Annotated in this window: 16 protein-coding genes; 6 read left to right on the top strand and 10 right to left on the bottom strand. The window is 71.8% G+C overall.

Annotated features, from left to right (window positions below):
* The first annotated feature begins 172 nt into the window (after positions 1-172).
* Entirely contained in the window at positions 173-1,309 is a 1,137-nt protein-coding gene (locus tag ACFWN7_RS16210) for a glycosyltransferase family 4 protein (RefSeq protein WP_376939889.1), read from the top strand.
* Between the two features lie 157 nt (positions 1,310-1,466).
* Here ACFWN7_RS16210 and ACFWN7_RS16205 read toward each other — a convergent pair whose 3' ends face one another.
* From ACFWN7_RS16205 to ACFWN7_RS16195, 3 genes are all read right to left on the bottom strand, one after another.
* Positions 1,467-2,819, bottom strand: coding sequence for an LCP family protein (locus tag ACFWN7_RS16205; RefSeq protein WP_376939888.1), 1,353 nt, complete (start codon positions 2,817-2,819; stop codon positions 1,467-1,469).
* Positions 2,816-3,283 carry a 5-(carboxyamino)imidazole ribonucleotide mutase gene (gene purE / locus ACFWN7_RS16200; RefSeq protein WP_376939920.1) on the bottom strand — a complete coding sequence of 156 codons (468 nt, stop codon included), beginning with the start codon at positions 3,281-3,283 and terminating at the stop codon, positions 2,816-2,818. The genes ACFWN7_RS16205 and purE overlap by 4 nt, the downstream gene beginning before the upstream one ends.
* Before the next feature lie 127 nt (positions 3,284-3,410).
* Complete coding sequence (locus ACFWN7_RS16195; RefSeq protein ID WP_376939887.1) at positions 3,411-4,553, bottom strand: 5-(carboxyamino)imidazole ribonucleotide synthase; 1,143 nt, start codon at positions 4,551-4,553, stop codon at positions 3,411-3,413.
* 76 nt (positions 4,554-4,629) lie between these two features.
* Here ACFWN7_RS16195 and ACFWN7_RS16190 point away from each other — a divergent pair, with 76 nt between their 5' ends.
* Positions 4,630-5,172 carry a GtrA family protein gene (locus ACFWN7_RS16190; RefSeq protein WP_376939886.1) on the top strand — a complete coding sequence of 181 codons (543 nt, stop codon included), beginning with the start codon at positions 4,630-4,632 and terminating at the stop codon, positions 5,170-5,172.
* Positions 5,173-5,176: 4 nt separating this feature from the next.
* On the opposite strand, the gene ACFWN7_RS16185 is transcribed toward ACFWN7_RS16190, so the two are convergent.
* From ACFWN7_RS16185 to ACFWN7_RS16175, 3 genes are read right to left on the bottom strand one after another with little or no spacing between them, the layout of a single operon-like run.
* Entirely contained in the window at positions 5,177-6,061 is an 885-nt protein-coding gene (locus tag ACFWN7_RS16185; RefSeq protein ID WP_376939885.1) for a DarT ssDNA thymidine ADP-ribosyltransferase family protein, read from the bottom strand.
* Between the two features lie 57 nt (positions 6,062-6,118).
* Positions 6,119-6,679, bottom strand: coding sequence for a PH domain-containing protein (locus tag ACFWN7_RS16180; RefSeq protein ID WP_376939884.1), 561 nt, complete (start codon positions 6,677-6,679; stop codon positions 6,119-6,121).
* Positions 6,680-6,689: 10 nt separating this feature from the next.
* Positions 6,690-7,676 (bottom strand): biotin--[acetyl-CoA-carboxylase] ligase, encoded by a 987-nt coding sequence (locus ACFWN7_RS16175; protein WP_376939883.1) that lies wholly within the window; start codon positions 7,674-7,676, stop codon positions 6,690-6,692.
* Positions 7,677-7,782: 106 nt separating this feature from the next.
* Between ACFWN7_RS16175 and ACFWN7_RS16170 the strand changes: the two genes are divergently transcribed.
* Together ACFWN7_RS16170 and ACFWN7_RS16165 are read left to right on the top strand one after the other, a co-directional pair.
* A complete protein-coding gene (locus ACFWN7_RS16170; protein WP_376939882.1) occupies positions 7,783-9,396 on the top strand; it encodes an acyl-CoA carboxylase subunit beta in 1,614 nt (537 codons plus the stop codon).
* 9 nt (positions 9,397-9,405) lie between these two features.
* A complete protein-coding gene (locus tag ACFWN7_RS16165) occupies positions 9,406-9,675 on the top strand; it encodes an acyl-CoA carboxylase epsilon subunit (RefSeq protein ID WP_376939881.1) in 270 nt (89 codons plus the stop codon).
* 210 nt (positions 9,676-9,885) lie between these two features.
* On the opposite strand, the gene ACFWN7_RS16160 is transcribed toward ACFWN7_RS16165, so the two are convergent.
* The 4 genes from ACFWN7_RS16160 to ACFWN7_RS16145 are packed head-to-tail and all read right to left on the bottom strand — an operon-like array spanning position 9,886 to position 14,165.
* Entirely contained in the window at positions 9,886-10,893 is a 1,008-nt protein-coding gene (locus tag ACFWN7_RS16160; RefSeq protein ID WP_376939880.1) for a hypothetical protein, read from the bottom strand.
* Entirely contained in the window at positions 10,890-12,128 is a 1,239-nt protein-coding gene (locus ACFWN7_RS16155; protein WP_376939879.1) for a sensor histidine kinase, read from the bottom strand. Before ACFWN7_RS16155 ends, ACFWN7_RS16160 begins: the two co-directional genes overlap by 4 nt.
* Positions 12,115-12,801 carry a response regulator gene (locus ACFWN7_RS16150; protein ID WP_376939878.1) on the bottom strand — a complete coding sequence of 229 codons (687 nt, stop codon included), beginning with the start codon at positions 12,799-12,801 and terminating at the stop codon, positions 12,115-12,117. Before ACFWN7_RS16150 ends, ACFWN7_RS16155 begins: the two co-directional genes overlap by 14 nt.
* A gap of 20 nt (positions 12,802-12,821) precedes the next feature.
* Positions 12,822-14,165, bottom strand: a complete 1,344-nt coding sequence (locus tag ACFWN7_RS16145; protein ID WP_376939877.1) for a class I SAM-dependent RNA methyltransferase — start codon at positions 14,163-14,165, stop codon at positions 12,822-12,824.
* Positions 14,166-14,230: 65 nt separating this feature from the next.
* Between ACFWN7_RS16145 and ACFWN7_RS16140 the strand changes: the two genes are divergently transcribed.
* Positions 14,231-14,875 carry a Maf family protein gene (locus tag ACFWN7_RS16140; RefSeq protein ID WP_376939876.1) on the top strand — a complete coding sequence of 215 codons (645 nt, stop codon included), beginning with the start codon at positions 14,231-14,233 and terminating at the stop codon, positions 14,873-14,875.
* A gap of 177 nt (positions 14,876-15,052) precedes the next feature.
* Positions 15,053-16,825, top strand: a complete 1,773-nt coding sequence (locus ACFWN7_RS16135; RefSeq protein ID WP_376939875.1) for an acetyl/propionyl/methylcrotonyl-CoA carboxylase subunit alpha — start codon at positions 15,053-15,055, stop codon at positions 16,823-16,825.
* The last annotated feature ends 167 nt before the right edge of the window (positions 16,826-16,992 follow it).

The raw sequence follows: 16,992 nt of genomic DNA, 5'->3' as shown, positions 1-16,992 counted from the left end.
TGTCACCGGCCGGCGGCAGGTCTTCTCGTCGGATTCTAGCGGAGTCGCACGTCCGCTTCGCGCACGCCTGTGAGTTGTCCCCAGCCGTCCCGCTCGCCGGTCTCACGCGGATGAACCCGGCTAGGGTGGGCGGGGCATCCCACACACAGGTCCGAGCGCGAAAGGAAGCAGTGTGACGACGACCCTTCGCGTCATCCTCGATCAGATCGTCGCACCGGTGCCGGGCGCCCTCGGCCAGTACACCCGCGACCTCGGACGCGCCATCGTCGCCGCCTCGCCGGCGAACTGCGATGTCGAGGCGATCGTCTCGTCGTCGCTTCCCGACGACTACGACCGGGTGCTCTCGGAGGTTCCCGGCTTGTCGGGTCTCTACAAGACCTCGCTCGCCCGCCGTGAACTCGCCGCCGCGTGGCAGCTCGGCGTCACCACATCGCCCGGCGGGGGCATGATCCACGGCACGAGCCTGTTCGCCCCACTGCGAAAGCACCCGCGCGGCGGTGGCGACCAGGTGGTCGTGACGGTGCACGACCTGCTCGCGTGGACGCACCCCGAGGCGCTCACCGCGGCCTCCGTCGCCTGGCAGAAGGGCATGATGAAGCGCGCACGCCGGCACGCCGACGCCGTGGTGGTGCCCACTCACGCCCTCGCCGAGCGGCTCGCGCAGGTCGCCGACCTCGGCGATCGCGTCCGCGTCATCGGCACCGCACCTCGGTCGGGTCTGGTCGTCGGCGCGGACGCCGACGAGCGGGCCGCCCGGCTCGGCCTTCCCCGCGAGTACATCGTCGTCCCCGGCACGCTCGAGCCGCGCAAGGGTCTCGTCGACGTCTTCACCGCGCTCGGTCGGCGCGGGGTGCCCGAGTTGCCCGTCGTGATCCTCGGGCCCGAGAAGTGGGGCGACCAGCACGTGGCCACGGTCGCCGATGAGAGCGGGGTGGATGCCTCGCGCATCCGCCACCTCGACGACCTCGACGCACCCGACCTGGCCATCGTGATCTCGCGCGCGCTCGCCTTCGTGGCGCCGAGCCATGACGAGGGGGCGGGCACCGCGCTGATCGAGGCCTTCAGCCTCGGAACGCCCGTCATCCACTCGGATGCCCCGGCCTTCCTCGAGGTCTCGGCCGGATCGGGCATCGCCGTGCCGGTGATGGGCGACGACGGCTACGCGGATCGGCTCGCGGCGGCCATCACCTCGGTCGTGAGCGACCGCTCGCTCGCCGAACGGCTCTCCCTCGTCGGCAGCGATCGCAGCCGGGCGTTCAGCTGGCGCGACGCCGGCGAGCGCGTCTGGCAGCTGCACGCCGACCTGTAGTGCGCCGAAGTTCGCTGAGCTCGTCGAAGCGAGGACGAGTTGCCTTCGACAGGCTCGTTCCCTTCGACAGGCTCGTTCCCTTCGACAGGCTCGTTCCCTTCGACAGGCTCGTTCCCTTCGACAGGCTCGTTCCCTTCGACAGGCTCAGGGAACGGTGTCACTCCTCCTCGGGCGGGAACACGGCCGACGACACGAGCTGCCGGATGTACTCGTAGTCGGGCTCTTCGGGGTCGATGTCGTTCACGGGGGTGAGCTCGATGTCGGTGATCGGCAGGGCCTTGGTCTTCGAGGCGAGGTCGACGAAGTACCCGAGCGAGCCCTGCGGGATGTCGGTCTTCACGACCTGCGAGCCCGCCGCCGCGATCTCCTGGAACTTCGAGAGCACGTTCGCGGGATTGAACTGCGCGAGCACGGCCTGCTGGATCTGACGCTGGCGTTCCATCCGGTCGTAGTCGCTCGTGCCGTAGCGGGAGCGTGCGTACCAGAGCGCATGATAGCCGTCGAGGTGCTGCTCGCCGGCGGGGATCCATTCGGCGACCGTGGTGAACGTCTCGTCTGCGTGGATCGGGACGTCTTCGGGCACCGTCACCGTCACGCCGCCGAGCGCGTCGATGAGTTCGAGGAAGCCCTGCATGTCGATGAGCACGTAGTACTGGATGGGCAGCCCGGTGATCGCCTCCGCGGCATCCCGCATGGCCTCGATGCCGGGCTCGCTGCCCTCCGAGACGGCGGCGGGGTACATCTCGGGGCTCACGAGCTCGACCTCGGTGTAGATCGAGTTCAGCATGCACACGTCGACCTCGCAGCCGTCGATGGACCCGTAGCCCTCGGGGTAGAGCTCCTGAAGCGGCGAGCCCTCGTCGAACGGCACGTCGGCCATGTTGCGCGGCAGGCCGATCGTGACGGCCTGCCCGGTCTCGGCGTCGACGCTCACGACCGTGATGCTGTCTGGCCGGAGCCCGTCGCGGTCGGGGCCTGCGTCGCCGCCGAGGAGGAGGAAGTTGTACTTGCCGTCGATGGGCGGCTCACTGGGCCCTGCGATGAACACCGACGAGAGGAACCCGCTCGCAGTGGTCGCCACGTACGCCCCGTAGGCGGCGGTGCCCGACACCACGGCCATCACGACGACGGTGAGCAGCGCCACCCCGGCGCGCGCCGAGGGCGCCGTCTTCACGAGGCGCACGAGGCGCAGCGTGTCGAGGGTCAGCACCACCCAGAGCACTGCGTAGAACGCGAGCACGGCCGCCACGATCCAGAGCGTGATCGTGGTGGAGAACACGGTGTAGAGCACCGCCGGCCAGAAGATCCACATGACAAGGGCGGAGACGGCCAGCAGCCAGAGCGCGAGCGTCGCACCGAGTCCGAACCGGCCCAGCTTGCGGTCGCCCGCGAGCACCTGCGCGGAGCCCGGGATGAGGAAGTTCAGCGCGACGAGCCACCACGCGCGACGGGTCATGACCGTGCGCGAGGCCAGGTCGGGAAAACGGATGGGGCTTGCGGCGAGACTCATCGGCTGGACTTGAGCCGTTCGTTCTTCTCCTCGACCAGGTCGGCGAGGGATGTGGCGTAGTCGGCGAGCGCGGAGCTCAACGCGGCATCCGACGTCGCGAGGATCTTCACCGCGATGAGCCCCGCGTTCTTCGCGCCGCCGATCGAGACGGTGGCGACCGGCACGCCGGCGGGCATCTGCACGATCGAGAGCAGCGAGTCGAGCCCGTCGAGCCGCGAGAGCGGCACGGGCACGCCGACGACGGGAAGCGTCGTGACCGAGGCGAGCATTCCGGGCAGGTGCGCCGCGCCCCCGGCCCCGGCGATGATGACCTTCAGGCCGCGCGCAGCCGCCGCCTTGCCGTAGGCGATCATCTTCTCGGGCGTGCGGTGGGCCGAGACGACCTCCACTTCGTGCGGGACGCCGAACTCGTCGAGCAGAGCGGATGCCTCGCGCATCACGTTCCAGTCGGAGTCGGAACCCATCACGACGCCGACGAGCGGAGCGGTGTTCGTCTCAGTCACCCGACGATCCTAGAGCCGGGTGCTGGGAGATGCCCGCAGGCCCCGCCGGACGGGGCTCGCTTCGACCAGCTCAGCGAGCGAACCGGCGTCAGTCCTGGAACACCGCGGCGGCCGCGCGCGCCTCGTACACGACGTCGTCGAGGTTGCCGCCGATCGCGGTGACATGGCCCACCTTGCGCCCCGGCCGCGGCTCCTTGCCGTAGTTGTGCAGCTTCACGGTCGGATGCCCCGCGAGGGCCTCCACGTAGCGGTCGGTGAGCGCACCCTCGACCGGCCCGCCGAGCACGTTCACCATGACCGACCAGTTCTCGTGGCATCCGGTGCCGCCGAGCGGGAGGTCGAGCACGGCGCGGAGGTGCTGCTCGAACTGGCCGGTGGTCGAGCCGTCCATCGACCAGTGGCCGCTGTTGTGCGGTCGCATGGCGAGCTCGTTCACGAGGACGCGGTCGTCGGTCGTCTCGAACAGCTCGACGGCGAGCACACCCGTGACGCCGAGCCCCTCGGCGATCGTGATCGCGACATCGGCCGCGACATCCGCGATCCGGCCGGCCGAGCGCGGTGCCGGCGCGATGACCTCGCTGCAGACGCCGCCGACCTGCACCGTCTCGACGACCGGCCACGCCGCCACCTCGCCCGAGGGCCGGCGCGCGACGAGCTGCGCGAGCTCACGGCGGAAGTCGACGAGCTCCTCGACGAGCAGGCCTCCGCCCCGGCCGTCCTCGGCGATCGTCGCGAACCACTCGGCGACCTCGGCGGCAGACCGCACCACGCGCACGCCCTTGCCGTCGTACCCGCCGCGCGGCGTCTTCACGACCGCGGCGCCGCCGTGGTCGGCGATGAAGTCGTCGAGGTCGTCGGTCGATTCGACGCGGGCCCAGTCGGGCACCGGCAGGCCGAGCTGCGAGAGGCGCTCGCGCATGAGCAGCTTGTCCTGCGCGAACCGCAGGGCGTCGGGCCCCGGATGCACCGGCACGCCCGCGTCGACGAGCGCGTGCAGCACGTCCTGGGGCACGTGCTCGTGGTCGAACGTGATCACGTCGACCTCGCGCGCGAAGGCGAGCACCGTGTCGGCGTCGGTGTAGTCGCCGACGCGGTCGGCGGCGAGGGCCGCCGACATGCCCTCGGCCTCGGCGAGCACGCGGAGGTCGACCCCGAGCTCGACCGCCGCGGGGATCATCATCCGTGCCAGCTGCCCGCCGCCGATCACTCCGACCCGCACCCGTGCTCCCATCCGCGACATCCGTCGGCGCCGCCTGCGGCAACGCCCCGTACAGTCTAGGCCGCGCCTCGCGGCATAGGATGTGCCGGTGACCACCGGAGCCGGCAGCGCCCTCGCCCGGCTCTGGCACGGCTTCCTCGCCTACGCGGTGAAGTTCGGGATCGTCGGCCTCATCGGGCTCGTCATCGACGTGACGCTCTTCAACCTCCTGCGGCTCGGCGTCTTCGGCGACGGCCACTGGGCGCAGTCGGCGATCGGCGCGAAGACGATCTCCACGTCGGTCGCCATCATCTTCAACTGGCTCGGCAACCGGTACTGGACGTTCCGCCGGCACCGCAGGCGCAACTACCTGCGCGAGTTCGCCGAGTACGTTGTCGTCTCGCTCGGCGGCATGGCGATCGCCCTGCTCTGCCTCTGGGTGAGCCACCACCTGCTCGGGTACACCAGCCTGGTGGCCGACAACATCTCGACGAACGTCGTCGGGCTCGCGCTCGGCACTGCGTTCCGGTTCCTGCTGTACCGGTACTGGGTCTTCGGGCACCACCGCGCCGACGGCCTGTCGAACCTCGAACGGGTCGAGGAGGCGCAACGCGCGCTCTTCGAGGAGCCTCCGCCTCAGCCGGTCGAGTAGCGGCCTACTCGGCGTCCGGCTCGGGCGTGGGCTGGAACCACGGCGGGTACACCGCGACGCGCGTGCGGAGGCCCACGGCGTCGAGCGCGGCGCGCACGCGGTCGCGCACGCGGTCGTTGCCGACGGCGATGAGCAGCACCCGCTCGAGCGGCAGGCACTCGCGCACGAGGAACTCGGCCGAGAGCAGTCGCGACCCCTCGTCCTCGCGGTGCAGCCGCTGCAGCATGCGGAGCACGTCGGGCCACGCGGATGCCGCGTCGACACCGCCGGCCGCGGCATCCGCGTCGGTGACGACGACCGAGCCGACGGTGTCGGTGCGCGCGCCGACGGCGCCGGCGACGCTGCTCACGAGGATGACGTGGTCGGCGGGCTGGCGCTCCACCGCCCCCACGGCGAGGCGCGGGTCGGGCGTGCCCGTGCGCACGGCGTTCCACACGTGCGCGTCGGTCGAGAGGAGGAACGGCACGTAGTCGGCGACGACGGCATCGGTGCCCTCGACGCTCGCCGACCGCCGGAACTCGCGGGCGTCGGACGCGGACACGTCGACCGCGGGCTTCGCGCCTGCCGCGTCGGCGAGGATCGCACCCTCACCGAGGATGGACCCGACGTTGTCGACATGCGTCACGTGGTAGATGCGGAGCGTCTTCGTGTCGATCGGGGCGTCGACGAGCGTTCGCGCGCCGGCAGCGCCCGCCACCCTGGGTGAAGGTGCCGGCCTGCGGCTCCCGCCCGCGCGGGCTGCTCGCGACGCGGCGGCGGCGGGCCTCGGCTCGGGCTCCTTCGGCGGGAAGCAGATGGCGCAGAGGCCGTCGTCGAAACCGTGGATGCATTCGTCGGCCAACGGGAACCCTTCATCGCGCGGCTCGCGCTCGGGGGCGCGCGAGACCACCTGTCTACGTTACGCGCTCCGAGCGGATGCCGCGCCACCCGCCGGGATCTCGTCGGGTCAGCGCCCGCCCCAGGCGACGGTGTCGCCGTCGGCCACCGACGGTTCGACCCGCCTCGGGTCGCCGCCGTGGGTTCGCGTGTCCTCCATGAGCTCCTCCAGCGCAGCCTGGACGAGCCTCGGCCTCGGCACGTCCCGGAGCACCACGGGGCGGTCGTGACCCGTGGTGATGCGCACGTCGCCGGAGCCGAACGCGCCCTGCCACCACGTGCGGCGCACGGTGACGTCGTAGCCGCGGCTGTGCAACAGCTCCTGCCTGACGCGCGTGAAGACGCCGCTGCGCAGGATGATGCGTCGGGTCGTGATCGTCGCCCGGCGCGTGAGCCACGCGAGGAAAGGCAGGAACGAGCCGAGGAACACGACGAGCAGGGCGACGCCCGCGACGGCGAGGCTCTGCCAGGGCTCGGGCAGCACCGCCAGGCCGTAGGCGACACCGCCCGCGACGGCGATGAGGAGCAGGGCCGGAAGGATGAGCATCCGGGCGTGGCGCCGCACTCGGGCGACGACCCGCTCGGCGGGTGTCGCGGGCTGCGCGGCGGCCTGGCTCGCGGCTGGGCTCATACGCCCATTATCACCGCACGTGGGTGACGTCCCCGGCGGCGACGGCCTGCGCCTCGCCATTCCCGTCGCGCACGATGAGGCGACCGTCGCCGTCGAGGCGCTCGGCGACGCCGAGGAGCTCCCGATCGCCGGGGAGCTGCACCTGCACGTCGGACCCGAGGGTGCCGCACAGGTCGCTCACCCGGCCCGCGATCCCGCTGGCCGTGGCATCCGCGCCGTGTTCCGTGAAGGCCCGTATGAGCGCCAGGAGTCCAGAGAGGTAGTCGGCGAGCACGGCGTCGGCGTCGGGCTGCACGCCCGTGGCGAGCAGGAGGGAGGTCGACGCGAGGGTCGGCAGGTCGTGCTCGTCGAGGGTGAGATTGAGGCCGGCGCCGATCACGACGCCGCCCGTCGTCCCTGAACCCGCTGCGGTCCCTGAGCCTGCCGCGGTCCCTGAGCCTGTCGCGGTCCCTGAGCCTGTCGCGGTCCCTGAGCCTGTCGCGGTCCCTGAGCCTGTCGCGGTCCCTGAGCCTGTCGCGGTCCCTGAGCCTGTCGAAGGGGGCAGCAGTTCCGAGAGGATGCCGCAGATCTTGTAGCCGGAGACGAGCACGTCGTTCGGCCACTTCAGCACGACCTCGACGCCGCCGGTGCCGTCGTCCTCGGCCTCGCCATCGGGAACGGATGCCGCGGCGTCGACCGCGCGACGCACCGCCTCCGTCATGGCCGCGCCGGCGATCAGCGGAAGCCACCCGTACGCCTCGGGCGGGAACGCACGACCGCCCGGGAGCTCGGGGCGCAGCAGCACCGAGATCGCGAGCGTCTTGCCTGTGGGCGCGAGCCAGGTGCGACCCATGCGCCCGCGGCCATGCGTCTGGTCGTCGGTCACGATGACCGAGCCGTGCGGCCAGGCCGCGGCATCCGCCCCGCCGGCAGCCGCGCGCAGGTCGTCGTTGGTCGAACCGGTCGAGGCGAGGAACTCGAGGCGCGGCACGACCGCGCGGCTCTTCGGAAGATCCATGCAGCCAGTTTCCCAGTTGCAGTCACGGAAGGCACCACGTCGACGGGCGGATTTGTGGGAATCCCTCAACGAAGACGGCCGAATACCCGCCGGTAGAGTGAACGGCGTGACCGAAGCGACTGCGACCGATTCGACTGGCGGCCCCGACCTCTCCACGACCGCCGGCAAGCTCGCCGACCTCAAGCTGCGCTATCACGAGGCGGTGACCGCATCGGGTGAGGCGGCCGTCGAGAAGCAGCACGCCAAGGGCAAGATGACGGCGCGCGAGCGCATCACCGAGCTGCTCGACCCGGGCTCGTTCGTCGAGCTCGACGAGTTCGTGCGGCATCGCACGAACGCGTTCGGCATGGACGCGAAGCGCCCCTACGGCGACGCGGTCGTCACCGGCACCGGCACGATCCACGGCCGCCAGGTTGCGGTGTACTCGCAGGACTTCACGATCTTCGGCGGCTCACTCGGCGAGGTCGCCGGCGAGAAGATCATCAAGGTCATGGAGCTCGCGCTGAAGATCGGCGTGCCGATCATCGGCATCCTCGACTCGGGCGGCGCACGCATCCAGGAGGGCGTGGTCGCGCTCGGCAAGTACGGCGAGATCTTCCGCCGCAACACCGCGGCATCCGGGGTCATCCCGCAGATCTCGATCGTCTGCGGCCCGGCGGCCGGCGGCGCCGTCTACTCGCCCGCGCTCACCGACTTCGTGATCATGGTCGACAAGACCAGCCAGATGTTCGTCACCGGCCCCGACGTGATCAAGACCGTCACCGGCGAAGACGTGGGGATGGAAGAGCTCGGCGGCGCGCTCACGCACAACACGATCTCGGGCGTCGCGCACTACCTCGCGAGCGACGAGTCCGATGCGCTCGACTACGCACGCACACTCGTCTCGTTCCTGCCCGACAACAACATGACGGATGCCCCCGTCTACGACGCCGACGCCGAGCTCGAGATCACCGACGACGACCGCCGGCTGAACACCGTCGTCCCCGACTCGCCGAACCAGCCGTACGACATGCACTCGGTCATCGAGGGCGTCGTCGACCACGGCGACTTCCTCGAGGTGCAGCCGCTGTTCGCGCCGAACATCGTCGTGGGCTTCGCGCGCATCGAGGGGCGCTCGGTGGGCATCATCGCCAACCAGCCCAGCCAGATGGCGGGCACGCTCAACATCGCAGCGGGCGAGAAGGCCTCGCGCTTCGTGCGGTTCTGCGACGCGTTCGGGATCCCGATCCTCACCCTCGTCGACGTGCCCGGCTACCTCCCCGGCACCGACCAGGAGTGGACCGGCGTCATCCGACGCGGCGCCAAGCTCCTCTACGCATATGCCGAGGCGACCGTGCCGCTCGTCACGGTCATCACCCGGAAGGCGTACGGCGGCGCGTACATCGTCATGGGCTCGAAGCAGCTGGGCGCCGACATCAACCTCGCGTGGCCGACGGCCGAGATCGCGGTGATGGGCGGCCAGGGTGCGGTGAACATCCTCTACCGCGGCGAGATCAAGCGTGCCGAGGAGGCGGGTGAGGATGTCGCGGCCGTGCGCACGAAGCTCGCGAACGAGTACACCTACAACGTGGCCTCGCCGTTCCTCGCCGCCGAGCGCGGTGAGCTCGACGGCGTCATCGAGCCCGCGGCGACCCGCGTCGCGGTCGTGAAGGCGCTGCGCACGCTCCGCACGAAGCGTGCGAGCCTGCCGCCGAAGAAGCACGGGAACATCCCGCTCTAAGGGGGCAGCATGACCGACACCCGATCCGGCGACACGCCGATCCACGCCGACGCGGACGCCGTCTCCGACGCGCGCGCCGCCGACCTCCGCTTCCTCACCCGCTCGGTCACCCACGAGGAGGCCGCCGCGGTCACCGCCGTGGTGCTCGCCGCGCTCGAGGACGACGCCGGCGCGGCATCCGTCTCCGAACCCGCGCGCGACCCCTGGGTGCAGAGCGGTCACGCGCTGCGCTCATCGATCGCCGTGGGGCCGGGGGCCTGGACGCGCTCGGTGCGCTGATTCCCGCGTGGGGGACGCGCCGTGTCCCCCGAAATGCTGACTATGCGACTCCCGGCCCGTGCATCAGTATTGTTCCTGCAGGCTCCATCGGGAGCCGCCATCGTCACCGGTCGGGTAACCGGTGACCGTTGGGGGCGAGTCAGGGCGATATTCGGGTTGTCGCCGTGGCTCGGGCTTGGTTGGGGGCCGATCTCGGATCGGCCCCCACCTTCATGTCCGGGGGATCTCCATCCAGAACTCCACCTCGAGATCGTCGGTGCTGTCGGTCTCGGCCCCGCCCTCGGGCTCGCGCAGGCCCACCACGGTGACCGCCACCGGGGAGCCCTCCGCGGCCGTGCGCGCGATGATGCGGTCGGCCCTCGACACGGCCACCGCCTCCGCGAGCCGCGACAGCACACGATCGCGCGTCGCCTCGTCGAGGTCGTCGATGCCGCCCTCGTCGAGCAGCGTGACGATCGTGCCCCGCTCGCGGGCGCGCTGCACCTCGGTGCGCACGACATCGGTCAGGAGCATCCGACCCCGGATCTCGTCGCGGATCGCCGCCTCGAGCTGACGGCACTCCTGGCGCTGCGCGATGGTGAGCTCGCCGCCGCGATCGGCGATGCGGCGGAGCATCGGGGCGGCGATGTGGTTCGTGTGTGCGAGGCGAACGCGTCCCTCGAAGAGGTGCGCGTCCTGAGCGGCCTGCCACGCCGCCGCCTCGCGCTCCGCCTGCGCGTAGCGCCGGGTCTCCCGCGCGGCCGTCGCGAGCGCGATCGTCAGCATGTGCGCGATCGCGACCCACACGATGCTGCCGACGACGCCGAGCGTGCCCAGCGAGAGCGGCCCCGCCCACACCAGCGTCTGCACCGCGAGGGCCACGACGCCGATCCAGGCCACGGCGAGCTGGCGCCTCGCGGCGGCGATCGTCATGAGGGTTCCGACGGCGGCGACGTACCACGTGGCGTAGCCGTTGTCGGCCGCCGCATCGAGCTGGCTCGTGACGAGCAGTGGAAGCACGACGCACACCGCGAGGTCGAAGGCGGCGAGCCAGCCGGGCATCCGCAACCGTGGAACCGGCCAGAGACTCGCGACCGTGGCGATCGAGTAGAGCGCCAGCGCGACGACCGTCGGCCACGGCGACCGCGGCACGTCGAGCGAATACACGCCGAGCACGACGTGGTACGCCGAGAACATGGCGCCCAGCGCGAGGAGGAGCCAGCGGGGCACGGTGATCATGCGTCGCCCCCTTCAGCCCCGGCCGGCCAGGCGACCGTGACGGTGGTGCCGTGCCCCGGGCTCGAGACGATCTCGGCGCTCCCGCCTGCATTGTCCATCCGCTCCTCGATCGACACCCTGAGCCCGAGTCGCTCGACCGGCACCTCGCTGCGCTCGAACCCGCACCCGTTGTCGGCGACCTCGATGACGCATCCGCCCGAGCGAACACCGCGGATGCGAAGCTCCCGCCGCGTGCTGCGGCCCGGCTCGTCGGCGTGCTGCATGCTGTTCACCATCGCCTGCACCGCGGCCGAGTAGAGGGAGTCGATCGCGTCGACGGGCAACTCCACGCCGCTGGCGTTCACGACGCGCACGGTGACCGGGGCCGAGAAGGTCGTGAGTGCCGCGCGGAGTCGCCGCACGAGCACTGGGAGTCCCACGCGGTCGAGCGCCCTCGGTCCGGACGCCCCCGCCTCGTCGAGCCGCTTCACGGCATCTCGCGCCATGCGCGCGGCGAGGGACTGCTCATCGGCGGATTCCGCGGCGGCCGCCGAGAGCAGCGTCGTGAGCACGCTGTCGTGCACGAGTGCGTCCACCTTGACCCGCTCGCTCTCCGTCGCGTGCTGGCGGGCGGCGACGTCGTAGCGTTGCAGCGCCGCCTCCTGCGCGGAGTCGACCGACTCGGCGGCCTGCCGCAGCATCGTGACGATGATGAGCACGACGACTCCGAGGATGACGGCGTACATCGCGTCGAGCACCGCCAGAAGGGGGACCGCGGCGCCGCCCGCGGGCAGCAGCCGGATGACGCCGTACACCGCGGGCACGACGGTCGTGTATCCCGTCGCGACGGGAGCAGGGACGGCGACGACGGCGGCCGTCGTGGCGACGGTGCAGAGGTAGTAGAGCCATGGCGCCTCGCCGTCGAGTGCGGCGGGGTCGTCGACGAGGAGGGGCCAGGCGACGAGCGCCGCCGCGTAGAGCACCGCGAACGCGAGTGCGGCGCCGCGGACGGCGACCTTCGCGAGGCTCGCGACGGCGAGGGCGACCAGCCCTCCGTAGAGCAGCGCCATGAGCGCGGCACCGGCTCCCCCGACGAGGGCCGGCGACTGCATGAGCGCGATGGGAAGCGTCTGCGCACCGAACACGAGTCCGAAGATCCCGAGCGCGCGCCCCGAGACGGTCTCGACCTGTGCCCTGGTGACGGCGGCTCGGCGGCGCGTCGCGAGTCGCGCGACACGCCACTCAGCGGCGGGCATCCCCGCCTTCGCCGTCGAGTCCCGGCAGGATGCCGTCCTCGACCGCACGCCGGAGGAGGTCGACCTTCGTCGGCGCAGGCCGCCCGACCTCGACGTACTTCGCGCGGATCCGGTCGAGGTACTCCCGAGCCGTGGAATGGGCGATGCCGAGTTGGAGGGCGACGAGTTTCAGGGGCAGGCCCGAGGCGTACAGGTTCAGCACGTCGCGCTCGCGGCGGCCGAGTTGCGCCTTCGCGAAGTCGCGATCGGCTTCGATCGCGCTCGCCCACTCGACGTTGTTCAGCACCTCGCCGTTCGCGACCGTCGCGATCGCGCCGATCACGACCGCCATCGGGGAGGCCTTGGGGATGACGCCCGCCGCACCCGCGGCGAGCGCCTCGCGCACGGCGGCGACGCGGTCGGCGATGCTGTGCACGAGCACCGCACTGCCCGTCGCGAGCACGGTGCGTACGTTCTCGGTCACCGAGGAGCCGTCGCCGAGCGACAGGTCGAGCACGACGACGTCGCACGACGAGCCGCCGAGCGCGGCGAGCAGCTCGGGCACGTTCGCCGTCTCGGCGACCACGTCGTACCCGGCGTCACGGCACGCGGCGCGCAGCCCGAGCCGCACCGCCTCGTGGTCGTCGACGATCGCCACCGTCGCCGCGGCACCCGCTCGGCTCGAACGCGCCACGCGCCCCCCTTCCCCCACAGTCACACGATAGCGGTCAGCCTGGCCACGGCCTCGAAGTGATGGGTGTTCGGGAAGAGGTCGAACGCGGCGAGGTCGGCGAGCTCGTAGCCGCGCTCGCGGAGCAGCCCGACGTCGCGCGCGAGGGCGACGGGGTCGCAGGCCACGTAGACGAGCTGCCGGGGGCGCAACTCGACGAGGCGCTCGACGACGGCACGGCCCGCGCCCGAGCGCGGCGGGTCGAGCACGACGGTGGCATCGCGGAGTCGTGCGCGCTCGCCGGGTCCCGCGCTCGCCGCGAGCTCGCCGAGGAAGCGATCGACCCGGCCGGTCACCGCCCGCGCACCGACCCAGTCGGCGAGGTTGGCCCCGGCGTGCTCGGTCGCGCGCGCGTCGGCCTCGACCGTCGTGATGCGCAGCGTGTCGCCGAACCGGTCGCCGACGGCCGCCGCGAGCAGCCCCACGCCGCCGTAGAGGTCGAGGTTCGCGGCGCGCGGGTCGAAGAGCCCGGGGTCGACGAGTTCCTGCACCGCCCGGGTGAGCGTGGCCGCCGCGCCCCGGTGCACCTGCCAGAACCCGTCGCGGTCGAGGCGGAATCTGCGATCGCCGACCTGCTCCTCGATCGTCGGGCGCGCGCCCCGCGGCATCCGCTCGCGTTCCCAGCCGACGACCACGAGGGCCGCGTCGCCGACGCTGGGCGCGACCAGGTCGACTGCGCGCGCACCGGGGAATCGTTCGCCCAGCGGTGCGAGCCGGGCGAGCTCGGCCACCGCGAGCGGCACGGATGCCACGGGCACGACCGCGTGGCTCCGGGCCGCGTACGGCCCGACCGAGCCGTCGCCGGCGACCTGCAGCCGCACCCGGGTGCGCCACCCCGTGCCGTCCTCCGTCGACACGCCGGGCGCGAGCGCAGGATCGATCGGCAGCACCCGGATGTCGCGGTCGACGCCGCCCATGCGGGCAAGGGCGTCGCGGAGCACTTCGGCCTTGAGCTCGCGCTGGCGCGCGAGGGCGATGTGCCCGAATTCGGCGCCGCCCGCCCGCAGCGAGGGCGCCCGGTCGACGGATGCCTCTGCCCACACGTGCGCACGGCGATCCGCCGAGGCGCGCAGCACCTCGACGGTCTCGGCACGCCAGAACCGGTCGCGGTGCCGGTCGGTGACGCGCGCGGCGACCAGCTCCCCCGGGACGGCGTCGGCGACGAAGACGACCCGGCCCTCGTGGTGGGCGACGAAGACGCCGCCGTGGGCGACGCGCTCGACCTCCAGCTCGATCACCGGTCCGTCGACGTCGGGCGGCCGGGGCGTGCGCGCGCGGTCCGCACCTGCGGGTCGACGGGATCGGCGGGATCGGCGGGGCTCGGCCATGCTTCGAGCATTCCACAGCGCGACGGCCCTTCGACGTGCTCAGGGACCGGGGGCAGGATGGGTGCATGCGCCTGTACCTCGCCTCGACGTCCCCCGCCCGGCTCCAGACGCTCCGCGCGGCCGGGATCGAACCGGTCGCGATCGCGCCCGGCGTCGACGAGGAGGGACTCGTCACGGCGACGGAAGCGGCATCCGGCCCACTCGCGCCGGCCGACATGGTGCAGCTGCTCGCGCGGGCGAAGGCCGAGGCGGTCGTCGCCCGCGCGCCCGACGGCGCGCCGATCGACGGGCTCGTGCTCGGGGGCGACTCGGCGTTCCTGACCGGTGGCGAGATCCACGGCAAGCCGCATCGGCCCGACGTCGCGAAGACGCGCTGGCTCGCCCAGAACGGCGGCCACGGCGAGCTGTGGTCGGGTCACTGGCTGATCGACCATCGCGGCGGCAGGGTGCGCGGTGCGGTCGGGAGAGCGGATGTCGCGACCGTGCGGTTCGCGGCGCTCGACGAACCCGAGATCGACGCGTACATCGCCACGGGCGAGCCCTTGCTGGTCGCCGGCGCGTTCACGATCGACAGCCTCGGCGGGCCGTTCATCCGGCGCGTGGAGGGCGATCCGTCGACGGTGGTGGGACTCTCGCTCTCGACGCTTCGCGATCTCGTGCGGGAACTGGGGGTGGACTGGCCGTCGCTGTGGAATCGCGTCGCTCACTGAGCCCCGTCGAAGCGACGGCTCCCTTCGACGAGCTCAGGGAACGGTCGCTCGCTGCGCCCGTCGAAGCGAACGAGCCCATCGAAGCGTGCGCGATTGTCGTCTCCCGCAAGAGACATCCGTTCATTTTGTGGATGCAACCCAAAGGCGCGGCGGGCTGCGCCAATAGGCTTGGGAACTATGCCGCGCATCACGAAGGTCCTCATCGCCAACCGTGGAGAGATCGCCGTACGCGTGATCCGCGCCGCCCGCGACGCCGGAATCGGCTCGGTCGCCGTGTACGCCGACCAGGACCGCGACGCCCGGCACGCCAAGCTGGCCGACGAGGCCTATGCGCTCGACGGCTCCACGAGCGCCGAGACCTACCTCGTGATCGACAAGCTGATCTCGGTCGCCCGCCGCTCGGGCGCCGACGCCGTGCACCCCGGCTACGGCTTCCTCGCCGAGAACCCCGACTTCGCGCGCGCCGTCATCGATGCCGGGCTCATCTGGATCGGCCCCTCCCCCGAGGCCATCGAGCGCCTCGGCGACAAGGTCTCGGCCAGGCACGTCGCCGAGAAGGTCGGCGCCCCGCTCGCGCCCGGCACCCTCAACCCGGTGGCGGATGCCTCGGAGGTGCTCGAATTCGTCGACGTGCACGGCCTGCCCGTGGCCATCAAGGCCGCGTTCGGCGGCGGCGGACGCGGCCTCAAGGTCGCCCGCACCCGCGAGGAGGTGCCCGAGCTCTTCGACTCGGCCACCCGCGAGGCCGTCGCCGCCTTCGGGCGCGGCGAGTGCTTCGTCGAGAAGTACCTCGACAAGCCCCGCCACGTCGAGACGCAGTGCCTCGCCGACGCGCACGGCAACGTCGTCGTCATCTCGACCCGCGACTGCTCGCTGCAGCGCCGCCACCAGAAGCTCGTCGAGGAGGCGCCCGCGCCCTTCCTCACCGAGCAGCAGCTCGAGGCGCTCTACGAGTCGTCGAAGGCGATCCTGCGCGAGGTCGGCTACGTCGGCGCCGGCACGTGCGAGTTCCTCATCGGCCAGGACGGCACCGTCTCGTTCCTCGAGGTGAACACCCGCCTCCAGGTCGAGCACCCGGTCTCCGAGGAGGTCACCGGCATCGACCTGGTGCGCGAGCAGTTCCGCCTCGCCGAGGGCGGCGCGCTCGACTATCCCGATCCCGTCACCACCGGGCACTCCATCGAGTTCCGCATCAACGGCGAGGACCCTGGCCGGGGCTTCCTGCCCGCTCCCGGGCCGGTGCACCAGCTGCGGTTCCCCGGAGGCCCCGGCGTGCGCATCGACTCGGGCGTCACCAGCGGCGACGAGATCTCGGGGGCCTTCGACTCGCTGCTCGCGAAGCTCATCGTCACCGGTTCGAGCCGACGCGACGCCCTCGAGCGCGCCCGCCGCGCGCTCGACGAGTTCGAGATCGCAGGGCTCCCCACCGTGCTGCCCTTCCACCGCGACATCGTGAACAACCCGGCGTTCGCGCCCGATGGCGACGAGCCGTTCTCGGTCTATACGCGGTGGATCGAGACCGAGTACGACAACCGGCTCGAGCCGTGGTCGGGTGAGATCGCCGAGACCACCGGTCCGGCCGCACGTACCGACGTCGTGGTCGAGGTCGCAGGCCGGCGCATCGAGGTGAGCCTTCCGAAGCGGCTCGCGGGCGGGGCATCCGCCGGCGCCGCCAACGCCGGGCCCGCACCGCGCCGTCGCACCGCCGGTCACTCCGTCGACACGGCCACCGGCGACGCCGTGAAGGCGCCGATGCAGGCCACGATCGTGAAGGTCGCCGTCGCAGAGGGCGACAAGGTCGTCAAGGGCGACCTCGTGCTCGTGCTCGAGGCCATGAAGATGGAGCAGCCCATCCTCGCCCACAAAGACGGCGTCATCGGACTGGTGAACGCCGAGACCGGCTCCACCGTCTCGAGCGGCCATCTGCTCCTCGCGATCAACGACGCCTAGGAGACCGCTGAACAATCCAGCGGGTTAAGGCGCGCCTGCTGCAGAAGTCTGGTCGCGGGTTAAGACTTGGTGCATGCAGGGTCGTGATGCTGGGAATCGCCAACTTCTGGATGTCGAGTCGTGGGCGGGGCATCTGCTGCCGGCCGGGTCGGTGTTCGCGTTCCTCG

The sequence above is a fragment of the Agromyces sp. NPDC058484 genome, assembly GCF_042720415.1.
In the GTDB taxonomy this organism is placed as follows: Bacteria; Actinomycetota; Actinomycetes; order Actinomycetales; family Microbacteriaceae; genus Agromyces.
Note: the sequence above shows the minus strand (reverse complement) of the source record. Positions and strands in the feature narration are given on the sequence as shown.

What these genes read in the sequence shown, in the direction of transcription:
- ACFWN7_RS16205 (WP_376939888.1), bottom strand. Translation starts at nt 2,819, where the DNA reads ATGAGTCTCGCCGCAAGCCCCATCCGTTTTCCCGACCTGGCCTCGCGC.
- purE (WP_376939920.1), bottom strand. Translation starts at nt 3,283, where the DNA reads ATGGGTTCCGACTCCGACTGGAACGTGATGCGCGAGGCATCCGCTCTG.
- ACFWN7_RS16195 (WP_376939887.1), bottom strand. Translation starts at nt 4,553, where the DNA reads ATGGGAGCACGGGTGCGGGTCGGAGTGATCGGCGGCGGGCAGCTGGCA.
- ACFWN7_RS16180 (WP_376939884.1), bottom strand. Translation starts at nt 6,679, where the DNA reads ATGAGCCCAGCCGCGAGCCAGGCCGCCGCGCAGCCCGCGACACCCGCC.
- ACFWN7_RS16175 (WP_376939883.1), bottom strand. Translation starts at nt 7,676, where the DNA reads ATGGATCTTCCGAAGAGCCGCGCGGTCGTGCCGCGCCTCGAGTTCCTC.
- ACFWN7_RS16165 (WP_376939881.1), top strand. Translation starts at nt 9,406, where the DNA reads ATGACCGACACCCGATCCGGCGACACGCCGATCCACGCCGACGCGGAC.
- ACFWN7_RS16160 (WP_376939880.1), bottom strand. Translation starts at nt 10,893, where the DNA reads ATGATCACCGTGCCCCGCTGGCTCCTCCTCGCGCTGGGCGCCATGTTC.
- ACFWN7_RS16155 (WP_376939879.1), bottom strand. Translation starts at nt 12,128, where the DNA reads ATGCCCGCCGCTGAGTGGCGTGTCGCGCGACTCGCGACGCGCCGCCGA.
- ACFWN7_RS16145 (WP_376939877.1), bottom strand. Translation starts at nt 14,165, where the DNA reads ATGGCCGAGCCCCGCCGATCCCGCCGATCCCGTCGACCCGCAGGTGCG.
- ACFWN7_RS16140 (WP_376939876.1), top strand. Translation starts at nt 14,231, where the DNA reads ATGCGCCTGTACCTCGCCTCGACGTCCCCCGCCCGGCTCCAGACGCTC.
- ACFWN7_RS16135 (WP_376939875.1), top strand. Translation starts at nt 15,053, where the DNA reads ATGCCGCGCATCACGAAGGTCCTCATCGCCAACCGTGGAGAGATCGCC.